Below are 24784 nucleotides of genomic sequence, written 5' to 3' on the forward strand. Positions count from 1 at the left end.
GGAAAATAGAATGAAGAGATTGAGTAGTGAGATATGCCCGCAATCTAAGAAGTATCCTGAAAAGGTGCTCCAATTCGGTGAAGGGAACTTCTTGCGTGCTTTTGTAGATTGGCAAATTGCTGTTTTGAATAAGGAAACAGATTTTAATGGCAGCGTTGTTGTCGTTCAGCCGCGTGGGTCGGAAAAAATTAAACGGCTAAACGATCAAGACGGACTTTTTACCCTTTACTTACAAGGCATGAAAGATGGCAAAGAAGTAGAAGAGCATACAATCGTGAATAGTATTAGTAGAGGAATTGATCTTTTTAATCACTATGAGAAATATCTAGAATTAGCCGAAAGCGAAGAGCTCCGGTTTATCATTTCTAACACAACTGAAGCTGGAATTTATTATGAACCAACTGATAAGCTTTGTGATGCACCGCAAAAAAGCTTTCCTGGAAAATTAACGTCTTTTCTCTATCATCGTTACCGTGCATGGCAAGGTGATTCCACAAAAGGCTGCATTATCATTCCTTGTGAGCTCATTGAAGACAATGGCCAACGTCTTAAGGAGATCGTCTTGCAACTAGCTGATTTATGGAATCTAGAGAAAGGATTTCACACATGGATTCATGAATCCAATATATTCTGCAATAGCTTAGTTGATCGAATTGTTCCAGGTTTTCCTAAGGATACAGTGGCCAAAAAAACAGAGGAACTGGGATATACCGATGAATTAATGGTTGTTTCAGAGCATTATCATTTATGGGCAATTGAAGGACCAGAATCAATCAAAGAAGAATTGCCAATTGACCAATCGTCCATCCATGCATTTATCGTGGATGACTTGTCTTCTTACCGAACTAGAAAAGTCCGTCTTCTTAACGGTGTTCATTCAGCGATGACGCCAATTGCCTATTTATATGGCGTAGACACAGTAAAAGAAGCGGTAGATCATGAAATCATCGGGGCATTCATAAAAGGTTTGATGTCAGATGAAATCATTCCAGCTACGAATTTATCCAAAGAAGAATTGACGGCCTATTCCCATGAAATATTAGCGAGATTTGCTAATCCTTATATTCAGCATTATTTACTTAGTATTGCTATGAATTCCATCTCAAAATTCAAAGCAAGAAATGTTCCAATTCTACTTGATTATGTAAGGCGAACAAATTCATTACCAGAAAAACTTGTCTTTTCACTAAGTTCCTTATTGTATTTTTACAAAGGGAAGCGGGGAGAAGAGAGCATTCCATTAGATGATGATCCGTCTCTTTTGGAGTTTTTCAGAAAAGAATGGGGGGCGGCATCTTCGATAGATCAATATGAGAAAGTGGTTTATGCGGCTCTTGGGTTACAGGACGTATGGGGTCTTGATCTAAATGACATTCCAGGATTGACGGAAAAAGTGACGAGAAATGTGATCGACATAGAAATGAACGGAATGAAGAAAGCGCTTAAATGTATTGTGGAAGGGGGATGAATGGAAAGGAGATTAGTAAGAGTAAGAGATTTACTTCAAGAAGGGGGGGAAGTACAGGTAAGGGAGTCCGAATTAAAGGATATTAACAGTAGTGATTTAGGATCTAGAAAAGTCAAAAATAAAGAGGGAAGCAGATATTAGTACCAAGTAATAAAACTTAGTGATAAAATGGATGTATCTATCCATATAGGAGTGAAAGTGAATGTATACACCTGTCGCTAAGTTAGTGAGATTCCTGTTAAAGTTACGTGGCAAATTGATTGTGAAAAATATCGAGAATCTGCCTGTAGAGTCTGGCTATGTCATTGCTTGTACACATCGAGGGTGGGTTGACATTCTGGCGCTCGGCGTCTCGATTTTACCTGTGGAAATTCATTTTATGGCTAAGAAAGAATTATTCCAGAGCAAAGCAATTGGTTGGTTTCTAAGGAAAATCAATGCATTTCCTGTTGATCGTGATAACCCTGGTACGAGCACGGTGAAGATTCCGATTCAATTATTAAAGCAAGGTGAGAATGTGGGGATTTTTCCTTCTGGCACGAGAACATCTGATGAGGTTCCGTTAAAGCGGGGAGCGGTTACGATAGCGAAATTAGCTCGTGTGCCAATCGTGCCAGCTGCTTACTCTGGTCCAACCGGTTTTAAAGATTTATTTAAAAGGCAGCCGATTACGATTATTCTTGGTGAACCGATTTATCTAGATTCAGCTAAGAAAGGGAAGGATGAGCTGGACCTTGTAACAACGGAATTATCGGATGTCTTTAAAGCATTGGAACAGCGTATAAGCTCTTAATTGTTTGAAAGTTGTTGTTGTAATGGTAAAATATCCTAGACTGTTTTTGGTGTAAACGCCTTCGCTCATACACACTTATTAAAGTCGTTTTTTCTTTTTACTAAGGCCTTTAATTATGAAGGAAAATGTCAAATTAGGGTAAGCTATAAAATATCTGTTTTTAGGAGGGGTTATATGTACCATCTCTTTTCACATAATGATTTAGATGGAGTCGGCTGTGGAATTGTCGCTAAGCTTGCTTGGGGGAATGAAGTTAAGGTGAGCTATAATTCGATTGCTCGATTGAATCATCAAGTGGCTGAATTTCTTGAAAATGCTACGGGAATGGACACACTCATTATTACTGATTTATCTGTGAACGAAGAGAATGAAAAGAAAATTAATGAATATGTTGCTGCTGGCGGAAAGGCATTGTTAATTGATCATCATAAATCGGCACTGCATCTGAATGAACATGCTTGGGCGTCTGTAACCGTTGAGCAGGAAGATGGCAAGTTAACATCAGCTACATCACTTTTATACGATTACTTAGCTACAAACGACTTGCTTACAAAAACAAAAAGTGCAGATGAGTTTGTTGAATTAGTGAGGCAGTATGATACATGGGAGTGGGATGTAAATCAAAATTTCACTGCAAAGAAATTAAACGATCTTTTCTTCATGATATCAATTGATGAGTTTGAAGGGAAAATTTTGACGAAACTCAATAGGAGCGAACCGTTTCAATTTGATGAGATTGAAAGTAAGTTACTTGATGTTGAAGAAAGCAGGGTAACACGTTACATAAATCGAAAAAAGCGTGAAGTGTATCAAGTGGTTATAGGAGAACATTTAGCAGGGATTGTTCATGGGGAAAACTATCATTCAGAACTTGGGAATGAGCTTTCCAAAGAGTTTACCCACCTTGACTATATTGCGATAGTAATGGTCGGTAGTAAACGAATTAGTTTACGAACGATTCACGAAGCTGTGGATGTTTCTGAAATTGCGGCGCTTTATGACGGTGGTGGACATCGCAAAGCTTCAGGATGTAACTTAACTGAGAAGGCATTTAAACAATTCGTTGAACAAACATTCTATTTAGAGCCGCTAAAGCGTGATGCCTATAACAATCATTATAATTTGAAAGGTGCTCCAAGCGGTTCTCTTTATAAAGGGAAAACTGACGAATCAATTTTTGTGTATCAAAAAGGTAAGGGAGATTGGGTGATTGAGGTAAATCAGAAACCACTTACAACAACATTCCCTTCATTTGAAGCAGCGGAAAAGCATGTGAAAAAGGAATTCTTTGCAGCGTTAGTTAGAGATGCGGATTGGATTGGCCATTTACTAAAATTCTCACCTTATTATAAAAAATAAGAGGGTGTCCCAAAGGGTCAGACCTCACACTCTATGTACCGTTTATCGTGTCATTTACACGTCCTAAACGATATATAGTAGATGTGAGATCTGGCCTTTTTGTTATAGGGCAACCTTTTTTTGACTACTTTTCAGCAGAATTGCGGATAATAAAGTAGGTCATTATAGGAATATATAATGGTACTAGAAGAACCTGCAACGTTAAATCTACCTTGCTATGACAAGGCTTGTTAGGAGCTAGATCGTTATGTCATGGAAATTTATTTTTTCATATGAATTTATAAATCATGTAGCAATTTCAATAGGAATATTTTTACTATTCCTTATTTTTCGGAAGATATTTGCAAAGTATGTTATTGCGCTTCTTTTAAAAGTAAGCCAAAAAGCACCACACACTTTTTTTTATCACATTTTTTTATCATTTGAAAAACCGATTCAGTGGTTGTTCATTCTATTAGGTATTTATGTTTCTGTTTGGTATTTCCCATATTTGGACCATGCGCATGTGTTATTTATTAAATTAGTAAAATCCACGATTATCTTTATTGTCGGTTGGGGATTGTATAACTTAACATCTTCATCTAGACTTGTTTTTGCAAGGCTTAACGAAAGATTCAATTTTGAAATCGATAAGATACTCATCCCGTTTTTGTCTAAAGTATTACGAGTTATCATCGTAGTCATCAGTTTTAGTGCGATAGCAGAGGAATTTGATTATAATGTTATTGGTTTTGTTGGAGGGTTAGGTTTAGGCGGACTTGCAATTGCCCTAGCAGCAAAGGATGCAATTGGTAATTTATTTGGAGGAATCGTTATTATTACCGAAAAACCTTTTACAATTGGGGATTGGGTTTTGACACCTAGCGTGGAAGGAACCGTTGAGACGATTACTTTCAGAAGTACGAAAATACGCACATTCGCTCAAGCACTCGTAACAGTACCTAATGCAAAATTAGCAAATGAAACAATCACGAACTGGAGTGAAATGGGGAAAAGGCGAATTGTGTTCAACATAAGTGTCACGTATGAAACGCCTAAAGATAAATTAGAAGATGTGATTAAACAGATTGAGTACATGTTAAAAAATCACGTTGACGTCCACCAAGACACAATCGTTGTTAAGTTTGATAAATACGGGATAGATGGGCTAGACATTTACTTATACTTTTTTACGAAAACTACCGTCTGGATAGAATTCTTAAAAATAAAAGAAGAAATTAATTTTGAAATAATGGATATTCTTGATAATGAAGGGGTTTCTCTTGCGATACCGAATAGAAGATTGTATGTAGATTCAAAATTAGAAGCAAATAGTAAAGTTGAGTATGAAGGATCTTGAAGTGAGGATACTGATAGTGCATTAAACTGCTGAACTTGGCGACATGATCTGAAAAATTTGCTATCGAAAAAACGATAATTGATAAAAACACACGTCTAAACCATTCAAATTATTTAAATGGTTTAGACGTGTGTTTTTTAGTATGGATGTTAAATGGAGAAAGTTTTGCCTATACCTACGGGCACGACAAATATGAATCATTTGATGATTCAAAAACCTAGAGGCCTCAACTAGCTTATCTGTTTAAAAAGAGGTAACTACTATCATTCTCCACTTTAACGTTTTCAGAAATTATGTCCTATATTTTTCATTCAATCACCAACCTGATGTGCTGTTGAGATTGAATATTATACAAATATTGTAATGGTTCACCTAAAAATGAGCGAATATGTTTTAAATTACCTGGGGCAGAGACAGTATAATATCGTGAACTTCAGGTAATTTTTTCAATAAACTGCTAAATAAAGCACTTTCATTTCTGGGTTTTTATTTTAATTAACCTAAAAATCAAAATTATCTTTCAATTTACATAATCCTGTGTTAATATTTTAAAATATTAAAATATTAACACATTATATGAAAGTGAAGTGATTCCTATGCCACAAATGTTAGCTTTAGTTATTCTTGTATTAATTTTATATATAGGTGACGTAGTAGCTGTTCGAACAAAAGCCTGGGTACCGTCTGTATTCGTTTGTGCTGTACTATTTCTGATTGGATATTGGACATTTTTCCCTACAGACATCGTAGCGGTGGCTGGAGTACCACCAGTGGTTGCGACGATGATGATGTTCTTATTAATTACAAATATGGGGACTTTGCTTTCTCTTCAAGAATTGAAGAATCAATGGAAGACCATTGTCATTGCCCTTTCTGGTGTATTAGGTATTATCGCTATACTATTTACGATTGGAACATTGATTTTCGACTTTAAAACAGTCGTTGTTGCCATTCCTCCATTAGTAGGTGGAATCGTATCAGCGATAATTATGTCTGAAGGAGCCAAAGAAGCAGGACTTGCGTCTTTATCTGTATTTGCAATCGTCATCTACGTTATGCAAGGATTTGCAGGATATCCCATTACTTCAATTGTATTAAAAAAGGAAGGGAAAAAATTACTTGAGAAATACCGTAGTGGAGAGCTGACAATCAAAGATGCGAAAAATGGTGTGGAAGTAGAAAAAGAGCAGGAACTTAAACTTTTCAAATATTTGCCGGAAAAATATAACACGGAATATTTCAAATTTTTTAGGCTAGCCTTAGTTGGTTACCTTGCCTATCTTGTCTCTACATTACTTGCGCCGTTCGTAACGGTAAATGCACTTGTCCTATGTTTATTGTTTGGGATTATCGCAAAAAGTGTCGGATTTTTGGAAAAACAACCTTTACAAAAAGCGAATGGGTTCGGTTTCTCCATTATGGCTCTTATGCTTTTCATTTTCGACGGTTTGCAAAAGGCGACACCAAGTATGATGCTTGAGATCTTATATCCTCTTATTGTTTGTATTATTTTAGCAGTAATCGGAATGTATATATTCTCATTTATTATCGGTAAGGTTTTAAAAGTGAGTAAAGAAATGGCGTTTGCTGTATCGTTAACAGCCTTATATGGGTTTCCCGCAGACTATATCATCACGAATGAAGTCATTAAGTCTTTAACGAATGACGAGAAAGAAAAAGAAGTGCTAACGAGTCATATGCTGCCACCAATGCTCGTCGGCGGTTTCATCACTGTTACAATCGTGTCTGTAATATTAGCAGGAATTTTCGTAGGGTTTTTGTAAACAAGGAGGGGTATTATGGAAGAGTCTCAACATCGAATTGAAAGCCATATAAACGCTTTGAGTGCATTTACATCAACACCTGAAAAAGGGGTTACTCGCCTTACGTACAGCAAAGAAGATTTGCAAGCAAGAAATTATATCAAGGAAAAAATGAAGGAATATGGCCTAACCGTTTCGGAAGATGGTCTCGGTAATATTTTCGGAAAGCTTGAAGGTAGTTTAAAAGGTGGACCAAGTGTTCTCATCGGTTCCCATTTTGATTCTGTCCCGAATGGTGGGGCGTATGACGGGACTGCCGGAGTTGTTGCAGGTTTGGAAGTAGCCGCTCTCTTTTCTGAAAATCATTTAAAACCGAAATATCCTTTGGAAGTCATCGCGATGGTCGAAGAAGAAGGATCAAGATTTGGTGGCGGACTGATGGGATCACGAGGAATTATCGGTTCACTGAGTGCGGATGATTTTAAAAATCTAAAAGACAAAGACGGCATCTCGACGGAAGAAGCAATGTCAAAAATCGGACTAGATTCTTCATTAGCCAAAGAGAGAAAGCCAAATACAATAAAGGCATTTTTGGAAATGCATATCGAACAAGGTCCGATTCTAGAAGAAAAGAATATTCCAATCGGTGTCGTTGAAGCTATTGTTGGGTTGGCTCAATTGGAAGTGACGATAGAAGGGCGAGCAGGACATGCCGGTACAACTCCTATGGATCGCCGCTCAGATGCATTAGTTGCCGCAGCGAAGATCATTGCCCACTTGCCGGATCTTGCAATCGATGAAGGAGAAGGGGCAGTCATCACAACAGGTCGTCTAGAAGTATTTCCAAATGGAGCCAATGTCATTCCAGACAAAGTTGTATTTTCTGTGGACATCAGATCTGGTAAGGAAGAAAACGTACGAAACATGATTCAAAAAACAATAGAATTGATACAGTCTCACAGTGAAAATGGAATCCGAACATCTGTTGAAGAGCTTTTGTTTATTCAACCAAAAGAGTTGAGTACAGACATTCGCTCCTTATTGAAACAAGAGAGTAGTAGATTAGAAATCCCGTATTGCTCAATTAATAGTGGTGCCGGTCATGATGCGATGATTTTTTCTGATGTTACAAATGTAGGGATGATTTTCGTTCCAAGTAAAGAGGGTCTTAGCCATTGTCCAGAAGAATGGTCAGATGCACGTCATTTGGCCGAAGGCGTCCAAATTCTTTTTGAAGCTGCGAAGCACTTAACGGAGGTTGAATAAAAAGTGATTCATCAAAAAATTAAAGAAGCAATTCAGACATATAGCGAAGAACTAACAGAGTTACGCAGAAAATTCCATAGTGAACCTGAGTTATCATGGGAAGAAGAAAACACAACCGCATTCATCTGTGAATATCTAGAAAATCTAGGAATTCCTTATCGTAGAACAAATCCTACTGGTGTCATTGCAAATATTGTAGGGGCTCAGGCAGGAAAAACTGTGGCTTTAAGAGCTGATATGGATGCATTACCTGTTGAAGAATTGAACAAAAATCTTCCTTATGCTTCAAAAGAAGATGGCAAAATGCATGCTTGTGGTCATGATTCACATACAGCCATGTTGCTTATTGCAGCCAAAGCTCTAAATGAAAGAAAAGCAGAATTGCCTGGAACTGTCCGATTAATATTTCAGCCTGCTGAAGAAGCGGCAACAGGTGCACGAGAAATGGTGAAGCAAGGAGCAATTGAAGGCGTTGATAATGTATTCGGAATTCATATATGGTCACAAATGCCGACTCATAAAGTTTCATGTACACCGGGACCATCTTTTGCTTCAGCAGATATTGTCAGAGTGACATTTAAAGGAAAAGGCGGTCATGGCGCTATGCCACAAGATTGCATCGATGCAGCAATTGTCGCCTCTTCTTTCGTCATGAATGTTCAATCAGTTGTATCAAGAACGATTGACCCGCAAAAACCTGCCGTTCTAACGATAGGCAAAATGGATGTAGGCACACGGTTCAACGTCATTGCCGAAAATGCTGTCATCGAAGGGACTGTCCGTTGTTTTGACAATGAAACGCGAGCTCATATTGAACAACAAATCGAGCAATACGCTGAAAATGTCGCCAACATTTACGGTGCAAGCGCCAAAGTTGAATATATCCGCGGAACCCAACCGGTTATTAATGATGAACACAGTGCTAAGTTCGTACAAAAGGTCGCTTCAGAAGCATTTGGTGAGGATGTTTTATATTCTGAAAAACCGACAATGGGTGGCGAAGACTTCAGCTTCTATCTAGATGAAGCCCCTGGTAGCTTTGCATTAGTGGGGAGTGGAAATCCTGAAAAAGATACGGAATGGGCACATCACCATGGCAAATTCAATATTGACGAAGACGCTCTTGGTACTGGAGCAGAACTATACGCACAATATGCATGGGCATATTTGAACGAATAACAGAGTAAACAAAAGAAGGTGCAAAACCAATGGGTTTAGACATTATACACTTCATGCAGACTAAATTTCTTGTACAAAGTGTAAGGTCAAGCTCTTTTGGACACCTTCTTTGTCTTGTTTCTCTGATCCGTTACATGGTTTTTGTTTCTGAAAGAGAATTGCGAGCGGGAACGGGCACACTTTACGAGTCAGAAAAGAGAATTGCGAGCGGAAACGGGCCCTTTACGCGCCAGAAAAGAGAATTGCGAGCGGGAACGGGCCCTTTACGTGCCAGAAAGAGAATTGCGAGCGGGAACGGGCCCTTAACGTGCCAGAAAGAGAATTGCGAGCGGGAACAGGCCCTTTACGCGCAGAAAAGAGATTTGTGAGCCGGAACAGTCACTTTACGCGCCAGAAAAGAGAATTGCGAGCGGGAACGGGCCCTTTACGAGCCAGAAAAGAGAATTGCGAGCGGGAACGGGCCCTTTACGTGCCAGAAAAGAGATTTGCGAGCCGAAACAGGCATTTTACGCGCCGGAATCGAAATTTACACACCAGACTAAAATGAACATATTGTATGGAACCCCATTTTGTCAGAGTACACTCTTTTAAAAATTAATATTTTCCCGATCAGTTCCATCTACTCGCTTTGTCACCACTAATAAAACTGTTATTGCTTCTTAATTAAGCTGCATGCATATTATCTCACCTCTCGTACTTTGTAGGCGTTTACAATAAAACTCATCATTCTTGTCGACAAAGAATGATGAGATAAATATAGGTATATGCAACATCGTTTGAACACCTTGTTTTTGCTCACATAAGCCTGTATCTACCTTAAGGCATAAAACAGTATGATCACACTTCTCACAAAACAGCGAATCAACTACTATAATGAATCGTACGGTGATGACAGGCTTGATCGATCGAAAAATTTTATCCCAAATTTACAAAGTTACTTCATTGGCAGTAACAAGATGAATTCCATTCTCTTTTGCAAATTCTTGATATGTTTCATCAGGTAGGGTGTCGGTAATCAGATAATCAATCTGATCTAATGTGCAATAAGTCATTACAGCAGATTTATCAAATTTAAAATGATCAACCAATAAATATACTTCTGAACTTCTTTCCACAACGGTTTGTTTTATTTCGTTTTCAAGAGGTGATGAATTAGTTACACCATTAGTTATGGAAATACCTGTTGACGCCATGAACGCTTTGTTAATATTATATGCCTTTAATAAATCCATTTTCTTTAAAATCGCAAACGATTTCGTTTTACGGTCCAACATTCCGCCCGTTGAAATGACATTTAAATTTTCATATGGGAGAGAATTAATAATAAAGTCAAGATTATTCGTAATAATTGTCAATTCTTTAGTCTTTAAAAACTCGAACATTTCTAAAGTCGTTGTCCCTGAATCAATAAATATAATATCCCCATCCTCCACATATTGTGCGGCTGATTGAGCAATTAATATTTTTAGTTGTTGATTACGTGAGATTCTTTCCGTAAAGGATACAAGTGTTGAATGATTCACAGCGACTCCACCATATACCTTTTTAATTTCTCCGCTTTCGACTAGCAACTGAATATCACGTCTAATTGTATTTTTTGATACATTAAACACTTTCACAAGTTCATCAAAAGATACAGTTTGATGTTCAAAAATATAATCTCGAATTAGGTTAATTCGCTTTACTTTTATCATAGTTACCCATCCTTATTTACTTATATATTAGTGTTTCGTTACATTGTCATAGAGTTATTAGATGATAACATGTAAATATGTCTCCATAATATAATACATTTTGACAAAATCGACTATCAAGATAATTGGTTATAGTATGTCATATTAGATAGACTATATCAATACTTAACCAAAACTTAATCAGTATATTTAATGACATTAAAAAATATAGATGAATGAGAATACTTTTAAATTAAGTAACCCCTTTCATTGGCTGATTTTTGAATATGAATGTGCTTAATTAACAAAAAATAACTGAATTAAGAGAAAATGTTTGACTGAAAACGCTTTTATTTATATACTCTAATCATAAATTGATCAAAAGATATCCAAAAGATAATAAAATTCAACAACTTTGAATCTTTTGATGGAATACAGTTTTGATAATCAATTAGATAAGTTAGTAAGAAGGTATCAGTGTATCCCAAATTTAAAGTATTCTCAAAGGAGGAACTGACATGTCAACAATAGCAGTAGAAAAACTAAAAAATTATATAAATGGGGAATGGGTTGAAAGCAAAACGGCTCAATATGAAGATGTTTATAATCCGGCAACTAAAGAAGTCATTGCACAAGTACCACTTTCAACAAAAGAAGATATCGAATATGCGGCACAGGTCGCTAAAAAGGCATTTGAAAAATGGAGTAAAGTTGCCGTACCACGACGTGCGAGAATCTTGTTCAATTTTCATCAATTATTAATAAAACATCAAGAGGAACTAGCTCGCCTGATTACGATTGAAAATGGGAAAAATCTGACTGAAGCATTAGGTGAAGTGCAACGTGGAATTGAAAATGTCGAATTTGCAGCGGGTGCACCATCCTTAATGATGGGAGATTCACTATCTTCCATTGCTACAGATGTTGAGGCAACAACATATCGCTATCCAATCGGAGTTATTGGCGGGATTACACCATTTAACTTTCCGATGATGGTGCCATGTTGGATGTTCCCAATGGCCATTGCGTTAGGGAATACGTTTATTTTGAAACCATCGGAAAGAACGCCGCTTTTAACTCAAAGATTAGTAGAATTATTTACAGAAGCAGGTCTTCCAAAGGGCGTATTTAATGTGGTTCATGGTGCCCATGATGTCGTAAATGGTATTCTAGATCATCCTGATATTAAGGCTATTTCATTTGTAGGCTCTAAACCAGTTGGAGAATATGTATACAAACGAGGAAGCGAGAATTTAAAACGTGTTCAAGCGTTAACAGGCGCTAAAAACCACACAATTGTTCTAAATGATGCTGATTTAGAAGAAACGGTGACAAATATTATCGGGGCAGCATTTGGTTCGGCAGGTGAACGTTGTATGGCGTGTGCTGTCGTAACAGTCGAAGAAGGAATTGCCGATGCATTTATGGCGAAGCTAAAAGAGAAAACAGCATCTATTAAAATTGGCAACGGCCTTGATGATGGTGTATTTTTAGGTCCTGTTATTAGAGAAGAGAATCATAAACGTACGATCAACTATATTGAAAAAGGGATTGAAGAAGGCGCTAATCTTGTATGTGATGGTCGTACTAACTCACCTGAAGATGGCTATTTCGTTGGACCAACTATTTTCGATGGTGTTACAACGGAAATGAAAATTTGGAAAGATGAAATTTTTGCTCCGGTTTTATCAATCATTCGTGTGAAAAATTTAAAAGAAGCGGTTGAAATAGCGAATCAATCGGAATTTGCTAATGGAGCTTGTCTATTTACAACCAATGCTCATTCAGTACGTTACTTCCGTGAAAATATTGACGCAGGGATGTTAGGAATTAATTTAGGTGTACCAGCTCCAATGGCACTATTCCCATTCTCTGGATGGAAATCATCATTCTTTGGTACTTTACACGCAAATGGAAAAGACAGCGTTGATTTCTATACTCGAAAAAAAGTTGTCACAGCACGCTATGTAGAACCAACATTTGAATAAGAGGGTTATTTGATGAAGGTAGGCTTGTGAAATATATGAATTCTTGAAAGATTAAGACAGAGAGAGTTTCCTAGTTTGCTAATAGAAGTAGGCTTGAATAAACAACTCTTCTCTGTCTTGATTGAATAATATCATGTACATAATATTTTACCTGTTTCAGATCTATCTGCTAATAGTTTAGTTTTAGAGGTATATCCAGAAAGCGGTCGAGTTATCCGCCCCAAGGATTTGTCTTCCAATATGTGTATACAGAAGATCGTTCATCCGATGAATCAATGACTGTCGAGAATGGCGATATCGTGAACGTGCCAGTAGGGTATCATAAGCATCTTCCTAACTTAGGCGATGAGAAAGGCCTCAGGATCTAAAAACTGTACCACATAATGAAGGTGGCGGTGCGGAGCTGTTTTGCGAAGCCCGCCCCTTTTCTACAGAAAAGGAGCTGTTATCCGAGATGAAATATGAATTTAATACAGAGAGAAAATACGACATCATCGCGATTGGTCGTGCTTGCATTGATTTAAACGCAGTCGAGTATAACCGTCCGATGGAAGAAACGATGACTTTTTCAAAATACGTAGGTGGTTCACCAGCAAATATTGCGATTGGCGGTTCTAAACTAGGGTTAAAAGCAGGATTTATCGGTAAACTTTCTGATGATCAACATGGCCGTTTTATCGAACAATATATGCGTGGTGTTGGGATTGATACATCTAATATGGTAATAGATCAAGAGGGACATAAAACTGGATTAACGTTTACAGAGATCAAAAGTCCAGAAGAATGTAGCATTTTAATGTACCGAGAAGATGTAGCCGACCTCTATTTAAAACCATCTGAGGTTCATGAGGATTACATAAAACAATCAAAGATTTTACTCGTTTCAGGTACAGCGCTTTCGAAAAGTCCATCCCGTGAAGCGGTATTAAAAGCAGTAAATCTTGCTAAGAAAAATGATGTGAAAGTAATTTTTGAATTGGATTACCGACCGTATACTTGGGAATCTGCCGAGGCAACGTCTGTGAATTATTCATTAGTAGCAAAGCAAGCTGATGTTGTTATTGGTACGCGTGATGAATTTGATGTAATGGAAAATAGTGCAGAAGGAAAAAACGAGAATACCGTCAATCATTTGTTTAAACATTCTCCAGAGTTAATCGTGATTAAACACGGTGTAGATGGTTCCTATGCCTACACAAAATCAGGGCAAACATTCAGAGGTCAAGCTTATTTAACAAAAGTATTAAAAACGTTCGGTGCTGGTGATTCCTATGCTTCAGCTTTCTTATATGCTTTAATCTCAGGGATGGAAATTGAAACCGCTTTAAAATATGGCAGTGCATCAGCGGCTATTGTAGTAAGCAAACATAGTTCATCAGAAGCGATGCCGACAGTAGAAGAAATCGAACAATTAATTTCCGGAAAAACTGGGCAAGTAACAATATAGGTGGAGTTTGCAGTATTAGAAAAAACAGCGGCTAATGGATCTAGTCAATAATTAATAATCTGTTTAGAATTGAGGTGATTATTAGTGACGTTAGTTTCTAGGAAGTTAGTATCTATGAAAGAGATGCTAATAGAAGCTAAAGAAGGCAAATATGCTGTTGGGCAATATAATATGAATAACTTCCAGTGGGTAGAAGCTATTTTACAAGCTGCACAAGAAGAGCAAGCGCCTGTCATTGTAGCTGCTTCCGATCGACTCGTAGATTATTTAGGCGGCTTTAAAATTATTGCGACAATGGTTCATACTCTTGTAGAAGAAATGGCCATAACTGTGCCAGTGGCCTTGCATTTAGATCATGGTATGAGTGTTGATCGTTGTAAACAAGCGATTGATGCTGGCTTTAGTTCTGTTATGTTTGACGGCTCTCATTATCCTATTGCTGAAAATATCACGATGACAAAACAAGTTGTTGCTTATGCACGTCCCCATGAAGTTTCCGTAGAAGCAGAAGTTGGAACAGTTGGTGGTATGGAAGATGGGATTGTAGGTGGAATCAAATATGCAGATCCCAAAGAATGTGTACGTCTTGTAAAAGAAGCAGGGGTAGATGCATTAGCAGCAGCGCTCGGCTCTGTTCATGGACCCTATCAAGGGGAACCTATACTAGGTTTTGCTGACATGAAACTAATTTCAGATATGACGGACGTACCGCTTGTACTTCATGGTGGTTCTGGTATACCTGATTATCAAATACAAAAAGCGATAGAACTCGGTCATGCCAAAATTAATGTGAATACAGACTGTCTACAAGCATGGGCAAAAGCTGTTCGTGAAGTGTTAGCGTCTGACACGAAGGTGTATGATGCTCGTACAATACTCACACCAGGTAAAGAAGCAATCATTGCAACAATTAAGGCTAAAATGAAAGAGTACAAAACCAGTAATAAAGCATAAGCGTACGAATGCCATTATTTTCACTACAAGTGTTTACTTCAAAAAAATTGAAGTACTGAGAAAAACCGAGAAAATAAAAGAGAAACTTTACTTTTATTAATAAAAATATCTTCAAATCCTCACATAAAAAAACATGTCCCAAAAAAACTGAACCATTAGAGTGGGACAAAGGAAAAAACACCTCTTATGTTGTATAGATAAAACTATATTACATAAGGGTAACCAGTCCCCGATTAAATATCGAGAACTGGTTACGGCATAAATGTGTTTTTTCTGAATCCCATTTATGGGGTTCAGACTAAAGACGGGCATGTTTTTTTGTTTTAATCATTGTCTTGGCTTAAACGTACTTTAGCTTGCTTTTGTATTACATCGTCGCTATTATCAACTTTCAGTTCTACTGTTGAGCTTGTAGCGCCTTCTTCCTGGCGTTTTTGTTTTAATGCGAAATATGTATCCATGGCAAATACTGCTAAATCTTTATTTAAAGTGAGTTCAGGCTTCCCTTGATTAGCCCAAGGGACAACTACGGCAAAGGCCACTTCAGGATTCGCCGCTGGGGCATATCCGACAATACTTAAATTGGTCGTTTTCTGGAGGCCATTATATTTATCCTTGGTTGGTCCATCATAGAATGCCTCTGCTGTACCGGTTTTTGCAGCAACGGTATATGGCAGTTTCTTTTTTGCGAAATATTTATAGGCAGTGCCACCGGGCTCCATTGCAACTTTCTCAAAGCCTTCATGAATTCGATTGATCCATGAATCCTTCATATCAAGTTTATTTAATACAGTAGGCCTAATTTCCTCTAGGATGACCCCGAGTTCGTCATTACTATTTTCTGAATTTCGGATTTCTTTTACTAGATGTGGCTTCATCCTATATCCTCCATTTGCAATCGTTGACACATATTGAGCCAATTGCATGGGAGTATATGTATCATACTGTCCAATAGCCAAGTCCATTAATTTTCCCGGATTTGTTTCTACACCCTTAAATCCTACCATTTCATTTGGTAAATCAATACCAGTTCGTACACCAAGACCAAAATTAGCAAATGAATTTCGGATGGTCAAAAATGCATTAGGGTTTTTCAAATTTAACGGTTGATTCGGGACATAATTACCTTTTCCTATGGCGATAGCGGTCTTGAACATGTATACGTTTGATGAACGCTTCAAAGCAGTTAAGTCATTGATAGGGCCCATGTTGGTATAGGAACCTTTTGGCGGTGTATTTTTAATTCGCATCGTAGTATCGTTAATAACTTGGCCAGGCTGAATGGCTTTTGTTTGGTAGCCCGTTAAGACGGTAGCTCCTTTTACGCTTGAACCGACTGTATAGGATGTAGTAATATTCCCGAGTGCAAAATCGGTAATGGAGTGTTTCCTTGTTTCCTTGTTCCTCGTATATTGCTTTCCAGCCATTGTTAAAATTTCTCCAGTTCTAGGATCTATTAAAACAACAAATGCTCGGTCAAGAAATTTAGTATTTCCTAAGGCTTTAGATTGAATCAATTTTCTTTCAATCTCTTCTTCAATTGCAAGCTGTAGATCCATATCAAGCGTTAAAACTAAATCATTTCCTCGTTGGCCTTCTGAAACGACTTCTGACAACACAACATTTCCGGCCTTATCTGTAACATTTTTCATTTTTGCTTTCTTTCCTTGCAAAACATTTTCATACTGTGCTTCAATATAGCTTTTTCCTACTCTGTCATTTCTGCTGTAGCCAAGTGAAAGATAGTAATCAAGCTTTTCACTAGGAAGTCCTTCTTCCGATGATGATACTACTCCTAACACTGATTTAAGCGTATTACCATATGAATAAGTTCGGTCCCAATCCGTTGTAATTCCTACTCCCGGCAGTTCATCAAGATGTTCACTGACCGTTGCAAACTCATGTTCAGTCACATTTCTATTTTTTACTATTTGAGGGGTTAGTGCATACCCACTTGAAAATTCACGGTAAATCGCTAGTACTTCAAGCTCGTCCTCTGTAAAGGAATTTATTTCTTCGTCTGTAATTCTTTCAATCTGTAATTTGTATAGATCTTTTTCTTCAAGTTCACCTTCTGTAACCTTCTTTCGATCAGCATTCGTGATTTTTGCCTCTGCTTCTTCCGGATTTTTGAGAATCCAGAAATCCTTACGATCACGCTCTCTTATCTTATCGGTTTCTTTAGTGATAAACTGTGCCAGTTTTTCTGCTGTTTCCAGCATTTCTCTTGCCCTTGTAGTTTGGCTTCTTGTATAGGTGATTGCATTCAACGGTTCATTATCTACTATTACCTTTATATTACGATCATACATTTTTCCTCGCGGTACGGGATTGTTCACAATTACATCTTCGGTTCTTTCGATTTCTCTTTTATAATCTTCTCCAAAAACAATCTGCAAAAGGCCAAGCCGAAGAATCAATAGTGAAAATAAAAGAAAAACAATTAAGAAAAGCATATTTAATCTAAAAGGAATATGAGTCTTTTTCTTTTTTTCTCTTTTCATTACAAGTCATACACTTCCTTTTAAAATAGTCAACTACATAAGTATATATAATATGGTGTTATTTTACTAGTGTGTTAATAGATGGATGTTGAATCGCTGTATTAAAACTAATCGGAACATTAATGAAGAATCTTGGTTGTCTTTATAATAGATTTTCTTCAATTGAGTCTTTGAAACGTTCTTCCGTAATAAGGTACAATGTTTGAATAATCGGAGGATCACTTACGTTGGTCGACTAACGGAGGTGCTTTCTAATATAGTTTGAGTATTATTAAAAATATTGTTCGGTATCATTTTTTCTTGATTATATTTGCGGTTGGTTTTTGGACATAGAGCTAATGGGGGCATAAACAATGAATTTTGACGCTGATTATAAAAAAGAAAAGAAGAAAACTCACAAAAAAATACTTAAAGTATTTTTTATTTTGGGACTGTTATTTGCAGGAATTATAGCTTATGGAGTGAATTGGGTTTTCTTTGATTGGAGCCGATTTAAAGATGAATTAATCAACCAATCTACTTCCAAATGGCACATATACGGTAAATGCTTATCTATCTAATGGTGGTGCAACAGTTTCGTACGCAGTTTTGGGAGAATTAGTTTTTAATAAAGAAAATAAAAGGTCAAAGAAAATATATTGGCAATACAGAGAGGAAATCGCAAAAATAGAATGGATAGATGACAATACAGTAATTATAAATAACGTGCAATTGAAGCTACCAAATGAAACTTATGATTATAGAAGTGGGATAAAATAATTAATAAATTAATACACAATATTACTCCACTAAAGGGATCGATTGTGGAGTAATATTTGCAGAAAATGATCAAACTTTTTTAATAAACCAAAACTCAAATTTGATAGATAAGGATAAGAATCCATTTTGAACAATCTTTTTAAAAAAAATGGATTCTGTTTACTTATCATAAAATGCCGATATATGGAGGTGGTTTAGATCAAACTCTATTTTAAAGCAACAATGGTGGGGGTTAGACTTCCTCTATAAATGGATTTGAAGGATATGTACCACATGAACAATTGTGCTTAAGTCAACAATAATGTAGATTTGCATCTACGCATCATGGCAACAAGCTAACTGAAGAACACAAATAATAAAAATTAGAATTTATCATTGATGTTTCAAATAAATGAAATAACCGATCAAAGCATACGAAGATAAGCTTTGACCGGTTATTCGTTGTTAAGAAATTGTACCATCAAAAAAAGATGGATTTTTATTAGGAGGAGTAGCTTTGTGTTTGCCGACAGTAGTCGTAGACGGAAGTAACAATACAAATCTGCTCAATTTTTCCCGATCAGTTAAGCAATACTTTTTGATGAAATGAGTGGAAAGTCAACATTGTCAAACAACTTAGCGTTCGTATTAAGTCGGCAATTTCCGATCCCTTGAATTCACTGGTTTCACACGAGTTACTTCCTTTGATGAAGAAAATCTGTTATGGAAAATGGCATTGATTTCTCCACCAATCACAAGAATAAGGCCAGTTGCATATAGCCATAGCATCAACACGATGATCCCACCTAGACTTCCATATGTGGAAGAATAATTGCCAAAGTTACTTACATAAAAAGAGAAGGCAATTGAAATGATTAGCCAAGTGATTGTGGCAACGATAGCACCGGGAAGTACATGTTTAAATAAGTATTTCTTATTAGGAGCAAATTTGTATAAAAGAGTAAGTACAATCGCGATGACAACGGAAGCAATGCCCCAGCGTAGTAGATTGAAGATGTTTTTGAGCTCAATGGTAACTGGAACAACTTGATTAGTTATATTTAGAATAACATTACCGAATATCGGCAGTACGAGTACAATAATAAAGGCAACGATCAAACCTAAAGTTAAGGCAATGGAAATCAGTCGAGCCATAATGAAATTTCTTGTTTCTTTAACATCAAAAGCAACATTCATGGCATGCATAAAGGCGTTCATTCCTTTAGAAGCTGACCAAATCGTTCCTATGATTCCGATTGTAAAAAGTCCTCCATATGACTTTGTTACAACTTCGATAATCGTCTCGGCTAACACGCCCGTAGTTTCGGACGGTAAGAAATGATTCATAAAGTTGATTGCTTGTTGTGGCTCAATATTTAGATAGGGAAGAATTGAAAGCAATAAAATGAGTAAGGGAAAGAGAGAAAGCAAGTAATAATACGCCTGTTCAGCAGCTAACCCTGTTGCCCGATCCTCCTTAACCTTGTTCTTAAGCTCTTTTCCGAACGCTAGTAGATGTTTCATTAGACTTCACTCCCGAATTTTTACTGGATAGAAGTCTATTCCCTAGAAATACGAACATAATCCTTGGTTATTCTAAAACTTATCGTTTACCAAAAGAAAGAAGTCCAGATTGGCTTGTAGAGTGATAGATGTTGGGTCCCATAAGAAAAGGGTCAGTCCCCGCAACAACTAAAAACAGTATACGATACGTGTATGAAACACGACATACTGATTTAGAGTGCGAGGTCTGACCCTTATGAGACTCCTCTTTTTTCTTTACTTGATAGCTTTTTGAAGTCTACTTATCAAATGTACTGAACGTCCAGTTCCAATTGCGACCGATTCAAGCGGGTTTTGCGCTAGATGGACAGGAACGACAATTTCTTGACTCAACCAATCTTGAATACCGTTAAGCATCGCGCCACCGCCGGTAAGAACTACACCTTGGTCGACGATATCACCACTCAACTCAGGTGGACAATCTTCAAGTGTAGCACGAATGGCTTCTAGAATATGAAGTAGAGATTCACGAATCGCTTCTTGGATTTCTTCTGAATGTATCGTTACGGTTTTCGGAAGACCTGAGACAAGATCACGACCTCTTATATCCATCGTTTTACGTTCATGCTTAATGAGAGCATGGCCGATTTCTATTTTTATTTGTTCGGCAGTACGCTCTCCAATAAGAAGATTATATTGTTTTCTAATATGTTGAACAATATCTTCATCTAACTGATCCCCACCAATTCGTATGGAGTGGCAGGAAACGACGCCACCAAAGGAGATAATCGCTACTTCTGTCGTGCCACCGCCAATATCAACGACGACATTTGCGGTCGGTTCATCAACGGGCAAATCTGCACCAATTGCGGCAGCAACTGGTTCTTCAATTAAATGCACCTGCTTTGCTCCGAAGCTCTTCACCGCATCTTCAATGGCTCTTCGCTCTACTGTCGTAGAACCAGATGGTGTACACACCACAACAACAGGCTTTCTGATTGAAAGTCCAAGTTTCTTCCCTGCTACCTTCATAATTTGCTTAAGCATTTGTGATGTAATATCGAAATCAGCGATAACCCCATCTTTCAATGGCCGAATCGCCACTATATTTCCTGGTGTTTTTCCGATCATCTCTTTTGCGTCACTACCAACAGCTACAACTTTGTTGGTGTTTGTATCGATAGCTACAACGGATGGTTCATTAAAAATAATTCCTTTGGTTTTACTATAAATTAATGTATTGGCTGTTCCTAAATCGATGCCAATTTCTGTATTTGATAACATTTAGTCACCCCTATTGATTAGAGTTTGACCCCTATATAGCATTTTACATAAAAGTTGCAGATTTTGGGGATAATAATTTGTGGTAATTGTTAACATTTTATAGATGCTCTGTCGAACGAGTGAATATTTCCTGGAAAATACTCGACTATTAACATATCATTCTCGAAAATAAAACACCATGCCAATTAAAGGCACTAATCATAAAAGGTACCATCAGAAAACTGGCTATCTTAAAATATGCGATATCTAGAAAACAGTCAGATATATTATCGTGCTAAGAAATTAGTTGTTGTGATTAACGATATTAAGTATAAAACTGTTTTTTTCAATTCAGAAACCCAGTCCGAATGTTAGTTTTTTTGAAAAAAATAAAAAGGTACTCATTTTTTCTAGTTTTCTACCGATATAAAAGAAAGAGAGTAGAAGAATAAATGAATGGGTGAAAATGATGGATAAAACGTCGATAATTGGTATTATTTTAGGAGTCATAGCAGTCGGAGTCGGGATGTTTTTAAAAGGTGTAGCTATGTCTGCCCTGTTGAATCCTGCTGCAATCTTAGTTATTTTAGGTGGAACAGCTGCAGCCGTCATTACGGCTTTCCCTTCATCTGAATTAAAGAAACTACCAAAGCTATTTAAGATTTTATTTACCGAACAAGAGCTTACGAAGCCACAGGTATTAATCCAAACATTTTCTGAATGGGCAGTCATTGCAAGAAAAGAAGGATTACTTGCATTAGAAACTATTGCAGATCAAGTGGATAATCAATTTTTAAAAAATGGGCTGAATCTTGCTGTAGAAGGGCAAAGTGCTGATTATATTCGTGATGTACTATCTGAAGAAATCGATGCAATGGAAGAGCGTCACCTTGGAGGAGCGGCCATTTTCACACAGGCTGGTACATATGCACCTACACTAGGCGTATTAGGAGCGGTACTCGGGTTAATCGCGGCACTTGGAAGCATGGACAATACGGACGAACTTGGACATGCCATTTCAGCAGCATTTGTTGCAACTATGCTCGGAATTTTTACTGGGTACTTACTGTGGCACCCATTTGCAAATAAACTGAAACGTAAATCATTGGCGGAAGTACGGATTAAAGAAATGATGATTGAAGGAATTCTATCGATTATTGAAGGTGAAGCTCCAAGAACGATCGAACAGAAGCTCACGTCTTATTTGACGGCTGATGAACGGAGAAAATGGCTGGAAGGCGTGAGGCAAGATGGCTAGGAAGAGAAGAAAAATACGTAAGGAAGAACATATGGATGAATCATGGCTTGTTCCTTATGCGGATATTATGACCTTGCTCTTGGCATTATTCATTGTGCTATTTTCCTCAAGTTCGGTCGATGCTAATAAATTCCAACAACTTTCCGGTGTATTTAACCAAATCTTCACGGGTGGAACAGGCGTGATGGATTATCCATCTCCTGTTCCAGGCTCACCAGACAATAAAACCCCTTCTGCCGATGGGGATGGAAAGAATGAGCAAGAAAATCTTGGCCAGGTTGAACAAAAGGAGCTCTCAGAAATACAAGAAAAAGTAAATGTATTTATTAGGAACAATCAATTAAACGATAAATTAGACACCTCGTTAACGAGCGGGGGGTTACTCCTCACAATTCGCGATAATGTATTATTTGATTCAGGAAGTGCCGAGATCAGAACAGAAAATCAGGGAATTGCAAGGGAAATTTCTAATTTGCTGATCATGGATCCACCTCGCAGTATCGTAATAAGTGGACATACCGACAATGTCCCAATCAAAACGGCTAGATATGATTCTAACTGGGACTTAAGTGTCATGCGTTCAGTGAACTTTATGAAAATTCTTCTTGAAAACGATGGCCTAAATCCTAAATGGTTTAGCGCCAAAGGATACGGCGAGTTTATGCCGATTGCTTCAAATGAAACAGCGGTTGGACGAGCCAAGAATCGGCGTGTGGAAATTCTAATTGTACCGCGCAATCCTATAAAGTGAAACTTCAATCAGTGGGGGTTCTTCTTCCACACTGATTGTTAGTCCCGTTCTACTGTCGCTAAGATCTTCACTATCGTTTCGATCAATCGACAGTACGAACCCGATTGGTTCAACTATGCCTTTAAAAACCACAAAGGCAAGTTTCGCTGTATCTCACCAATCGGGCTTTTACGGGCAGTTATCCCCCACTTACGATTCTTCGTCAGCCCTAAGCCTAAGGTGGGGGTTACTGCCCGTTAATGCGGGATAAAGAAATGAAGAAAATGAACTTGGCTACTTGAATGGCATCGGAGATACTTGCTGTTTAATGGAAGTCAGGTTTTTCATATTTCCACATTAGATCCTGCTTATACAAGGGATGCTTACTTGAAACAGTGTTTTGGTTGTAAAATCCGACCCGAATGAGATATACTTTTTGTCTTTGAAGAAAAATGCATTGTTATTCATATCTTTGCTTTTTTGCAGTAGAATAGAGTTAACCGTTATTTTAAAAGGAAGTGTCCAGAGTGATTGTATTAAAATCAGAACGAGAAATTCAGGCGATGCATGAATCAGGAAAGATTCTGGCCGCATGCCATCGGGAAATCGCCAAGCTCATTAAACCGGGTGTAACAACTTGGGAGATAGAAGAATTTGTAGAAGGCTTTTTAAAAGAGCATGGAGCAAAACCAGAACAGAAGGGTTACAAAGGGTATCAATATGCCACTTGCGCAAGTATAAATGAAGAAATCTGTCATGGATATCCTAGAAAAACGCCATTGAAAAATGGGGATATTGTTACGATAGATATGGTAGTTAATTACAATGGAGCGCTATCTGATTCAGCGTGGACGTACAAAGTAGGAAATGTATCCAAGGAGACAGAACGCCTTCTTCAAGTAACTGAAGAATCCTTATATCGAGCAATTGAAGTATGTGTTCCTGGTAACCGTATCGGGGATATTGGTCACGCAATCCAATCTTATGTAGAGGGAGAAGGCTTTTCAGTTGTTCGTGATTTCATCGGACATGGTATTGGAAATGTCATTCACGAAAGTCCTGAAGTCCCTCATTACGGATTACCGAATAAAGGACCTCGCTTAAAGGAAGGCATGGTATTCACAATCGAACCGATGGTGAATGTTGGTACATACAAATCAGTGCGTGATCCAAATGGCTGGACAGCATCAACGGCTGATGGGAAATATTCCGCGCAATATGAACATACAATTGCCATTACGAAAGATGGCGCATTAATATTAACGAAACAGTAAAATGGATGGAAATAGAAAGTCTCATATGGGTCAGACCACGCACTCTAAAACAGTATGTCGTGTTTCATACACGTATCATATACTGTATTTCGTTGCTGCGAGGTCAGACCCTTCTTCGTTCTAAAAAAAGTTGAGGGGTTTCGATGACCCTTATCTAATGGTGAATGATGATTCGGAAATTGAGAATGCATGCGTGCATTTACTGGTTCGTTAAATAGGATTACTCGTCAGTTTCGCTCATTTGCTGCCGATTGAAAGACAATCTCTCACTCCGCCAAATGATTT

At 37.7% G+C, this 24784-nt stretch carries 19 protein-coding genes and 1 pseudogene; 16 read left to right on the plus strand and 4 right to left on the minus strand.

The window, feature by feature from the left end; translation table 11 throughout:
* The first annotated feature begins 10 nt into the window (after nt 1–10).
* The 8 genes from V179_RS0101145 (at nt 11) to V179_RS0101180 (ending at nt 9167) form a co-directional block, all read left to right on the plus strand.
* The gene (locus V179_RS0101145; protein ID WP_028389896.1) at nt 11–1468 is read left to right on the plus strand and encodes a tagaturonate reductase; all 1458 of its coding nucleotides are present in this window, start codon (nt 11–13) and stop codon (nt 1466–1468) included.
* On the plus strand, nt 1469–1609 hold the full coding sequence (locus V179_RS30925) for a hypothetical protein (RefSeq protein WP_154663983.1): 141 nt from the start codon (nt 1469–1471) through the stop codon (nt 1607–1609). It abuts the gene before it with no gap.
* Nucleotides 1610–1670: 61 nt separating this feature from the next.
* Entirely contained in the window at nt 1671–2261 is a 591-nt protein-coding gene (locus tag V179_RS0101155; RefSeq protein ID WP_028389897.1) for a lysophospholipid acyltransferase family protein, read from the plus strand.
* Nucleotides 2262–2435: 174 nt separating this feature from the next.
* Nucleotides 2436–3620, plus strand: coding sequence for a DHH family phosphoesterase (locus V179_RS0101160; RefSeq protein WP_028389898.1), 1185 nt, complete (start codon nt 2436–2438; stop codon nt 3618–3620).
* Nucleotides 3621–3867: 247 nt separating this feature from the next.
* Nucleotides 3868–4959 (plus strand): mechanosensitive ion channel family protein, encoded by a 1092-nt coding sequence (locus V179_RS0101165; RefSeq protein WP_028389899.1) that lies wholly within the window; start codon nt 3868–3870, stop codon nt 4957–4959.
* Between the two features lie 596 nt (nt 4960–5555).
* Nucleotides 5556–6743, plus strand: a complete 1188-nt coding sequence (locus tag V179_RS0101170) for a hypothetical protein (protein WP_028389900.1) — start codon at nt 5556–5558, stop codon at nt 6741–6743.
* A gap of 15 nt (nt 6744–6758) precedes the next feature.
* Nucleotides 6759–7988, plus strand: coding sequence for a Zn-dependent hydrolase (locus V179_RS0101175; RefSeq protein WP_028389901.1), 1230 nt, complete (start codon nt 6759–6761; stop codon nt 7986–7988).
* A gap of 3 nt (nt 7989–7991) precedes the next feature.
* Nucleotides 7992–9167, plus strand: coding sequence for a M20 family metallopeptidase (locus tag V179_RS0101180; RefSeq protein WP_034300185.1), 1176 nt, complete (start codon nt 7992–7994; stop codon nt 9165–9167).
* A gap of 926 nt (nt 9168–10093) precedes the next feature.
* Here V179_RS0101180 and V179_RS0101190 read toward each other — a convergent pair.
* A complete protein-coding gene (locus V179_RS0101190; protein ID WP_028389904.1) occupies nt 10094–10861 on the minus strand; it encodes a DeoR/GlpR family DNA-binding transcription regulator in 768 nt (255 codons plus the stop codon).
* Nucleotides 10862–11358: 497 nt separating this feature from the next.
* On the opposite strand from V179_RS0101190, the gene iolA reads away from it, so the two are divergent.
* The 4 genes from iolA to fba all read left to right on the plus strand — a co-directional run bounded on the left by iolA (nt 11359) and on the right by fba (nt 15229).
* A complete protein-coding gene (iolA, locus tag V179_RS0101195) occupies nt 11359–12828 on the plus strand; it encodes a methylmalonate-semialdehyde dehydrogenase (protein ID WP_028389905.1) in 1470 nt (489 codons plus the stop codon).
* 242 nt (nt 12829–13070) lie between these two features.
* Nucleotides 13071–13196 (plus strand): 5-deoxy-glucuronate isomerase, encoded by a 126-nt coding sequence (locus V179_RS32270; protein WP_407637224.1) that lies wholly within the window; start codon nt 13071–13073, stop codon nt 13194–13196.
* An 86-nt stretch (nt 13197–13282) separates the two neighbouring features.
* Complete coding sequence (gene iolC, locus V179_RS0101200; protein ID WP_028389906.1) at nt 13283–14275, plus strand: 5-dehydro-2-deoxygluconokinase; 993 nt, start codon at nt 13283–13285, stop codon at nt 14273–14275.
* 114 nt (nt 14276–14389) lie between these two features.
* Entirely contained in the window at nt 14390–15229 is an 840-nt protein-coding gene (gene fba, locus V179_RS0101205) for a class II fructose-1,6-bisphosphate aldolase (RefSeq protein ID WP_028389907.1), read from the plus strand.
* A 323-nt stretch (nt 15230–15552) separates the two neighbouring features.
* Here fba and V179_RS0101210 read toward each other — a convergent pair whose 3' ends face one another.
* Entirely contained in the window at nt 15553–17733 is a 2181-nt protein-coding gene (locus V179_RS0101210) for a peptidoglycan D,D-transpeptidase FtsI family protein (RefSeq protein ID WP_028389908.1), read from the minus strand.
* Nucleotides 17734–18086: 353 nt separating this feature from the next.
* On the opposite strand from V179_RS0101210, the pseudogene V179_RS32275 reads away from it, so the two are divergent.
* A pseudogene (locus tag V179_RS32275) lies at nt 18087–18492 on the plus strand (DUF5412 domain-containing protein).
* 627 nt (nt 18493–19119) lie between these two features.
* Here V179_RS32275 and V179_RS0101220 read toward each other — a convergent pair.
* Both V179_RS0101220 and mreBH read right to left on the minus strand, forming a co-directional pair.
* On the minus strand, nt 19120–19995 hold the full coding sequence (locus V179_RS0101220) for a YihY/virulence factor BrkB family protein (protein ID WP_028389909.1): 876 nt from the start codon (nt 19993–19995) through the stop codon (nt 19120–19122).
* Between the two features lie 255 nt (nt 19996–20250).
* Nucleotides 20251–21258, minus strand: coding sequence for a rod-share determining protein MreBH (gene mreBH / locus V179_RS0101225; protein WP_028389910.1), 1008 nt, complete (start codon nt 21256–21258; stop codon nt 20251–20253).
* Between the two features lie 448 nt (nt 21259–21706).
* On the opposite strand from mreBH, the gene motA reads away from it, so the two are divergent.
* The 3 genes from motA to map all read left to right on the plus strand — a co-directional run bounded on the left by motA (nt 21707) and on the right by map (nt 24499).
* On the plus strand, nt 21707–22495 hold the full coding sequence (motA, locus tag V179_RS0101230) for a flagellar motor stator protein MotA (protein WP_028389911.1): 789 nt from the start codon (nt 21707–21709) through the stop codon (nt 22493–22495).
* The gene (motB, locus tag V179_RS0101235; RefSeq protein WP_028389912.1) at nt 22488–23246 is read left to right on the plus strand and encodes a flagellar motor protein MotB; all 759 of its coding nucleotides are present in this window, start codon (nt 22488–22490) and stop codon (nt 23244–23246) included. Before motA ends, motB begins: the two co-directional genes overlap by 8 nt.
* 506 nt (nt 23247–23752) lie before the next feature.
* Nucleotides 23753–24499, plus strand: a complete 747-nt coding sequence (map, locus tag V179_RS0101240; protein ID WP_028389913.1) for a type I methionyl aminopeptidase — start codon at nt 23753–23755, stop codon at nt 24497–24499.
* The last annotated feature ends 285 nt before the right edge of the window (nt 24500–24784 follow it).

This window comes from Bacillus cihuensis, from assembly GCF_000504145.1.
Taxonomy (GTDB): Bacteria; Bacillota; Bacilli; order Bacillales; family DSM-1321; genus Peribacillus; species Peribacillus huizhouensis.

Bases quoted from the DNA above. Each gene is read 5' to 3' on its own strand.
- iolA (WP_028389905.1), top strand. From the start codon at position 11,359: ATGTCAACAATAGCAGTAGAAAAACTAAAAAATTATATAAATGGGGAA.
- V179_RS0101220 (WP_028389909.1), bottom strand. From the start codon at position 19,995: ATGAAACATCTACTAGCGTTCGGAAAAGAGCTTAAGAACAAGGTTAAG.
- V179_RS0101170 (WP_028389900.1), top strand. From the start codon at position 5,556: ATGCCACAAATGTTAGCTTTAGTTATTCTTGTATTAATTTTATATATA.
- V179_RS0101190 (WP_028389904.1), bottom strand. From the start codon at position 10,861: ATGATAAAAGTAAAGCGAATTAACCTAATTCGAGATTATATTTTTGAA.
- V179_RS0101145 (WP_028389896.1), top strand. From the start codon at position 11: ATGAAGAGATTGAGTAGTGAGATATGCCCGCAATCTAAGAAGTATCCT.
- V179_RS0101165 (WP_028389899.1), top strand. From the start codon at position 3,868: ATGTCATGGAAATTTATTTTTTCATATGAATTTATAAATCATGTAGCA.
- motA (WP_028389911.1), top strand. From the start codon at position 21,707: ATGGATAAAACGTCGATAATTGGTATTATTTTAGGAGTCATAGCAGTC.
- V179_RS0101160 (WP_028389898.1), top strand. From the start codon at position 2,436: ATGTACCATCTCTTTTCACATAATGATTTAGATGGAGTCGGCTGTGGA.
- V179_RS0101210 (WP_028389908.1), bottom strand. From the start codon at position 17,733: ATGAAAAGAGAAAAAAAGAAAAAGACTCATATTCCTTTTAGATTAAAT.
- fba (WP_028389907.1), top strand. From the start codon at position 14,390: ATGAAAGAGATGCTAATAGAAGCTAAAGAAGGCAAATATGCTGTTGGG.
- iolC (WP_028389906.1), top strand. From the start codon at position 13,283: ATGAAATATGAATTTAATACAGAGAGAAAATACGACATCATCGCGATT.
- V179_RS0101175 (WP_028389901.1), top strand. From the start codon at position 6,759: ATGGAAGAGTCTCAACATCGAATTGAAAGCCATATAAACGCTTTGAGT.
- motB (WP_028389912.1), top strand. From the start codon at position 22,488: ATGGCTAGGAAGAGAAGAAAAATACGTAAGGAAGAACATATGGATGAA.
- V179_RS30925 (WP_154663983.1), top strand. From the start codon at position 1,469: ATGGAAAGGAGATTAGTAAGAGTAAGAGATTTACTTCAAGAAGGGGGG.
- V179_RS0101155 (WP_028389897.1), top strand. From the start codon at position 1,671: ATGTATACACCTGTCGCTAAGTTAGTGAGATTCCTGTTAAAGTTACGT.
- mreBH (WP_028389910.1), bottom strand. From the start codon at position 21,258: ATGTTATCAAATACAGAAATTGGCATCGATTTAGGAACAGCCAATACA.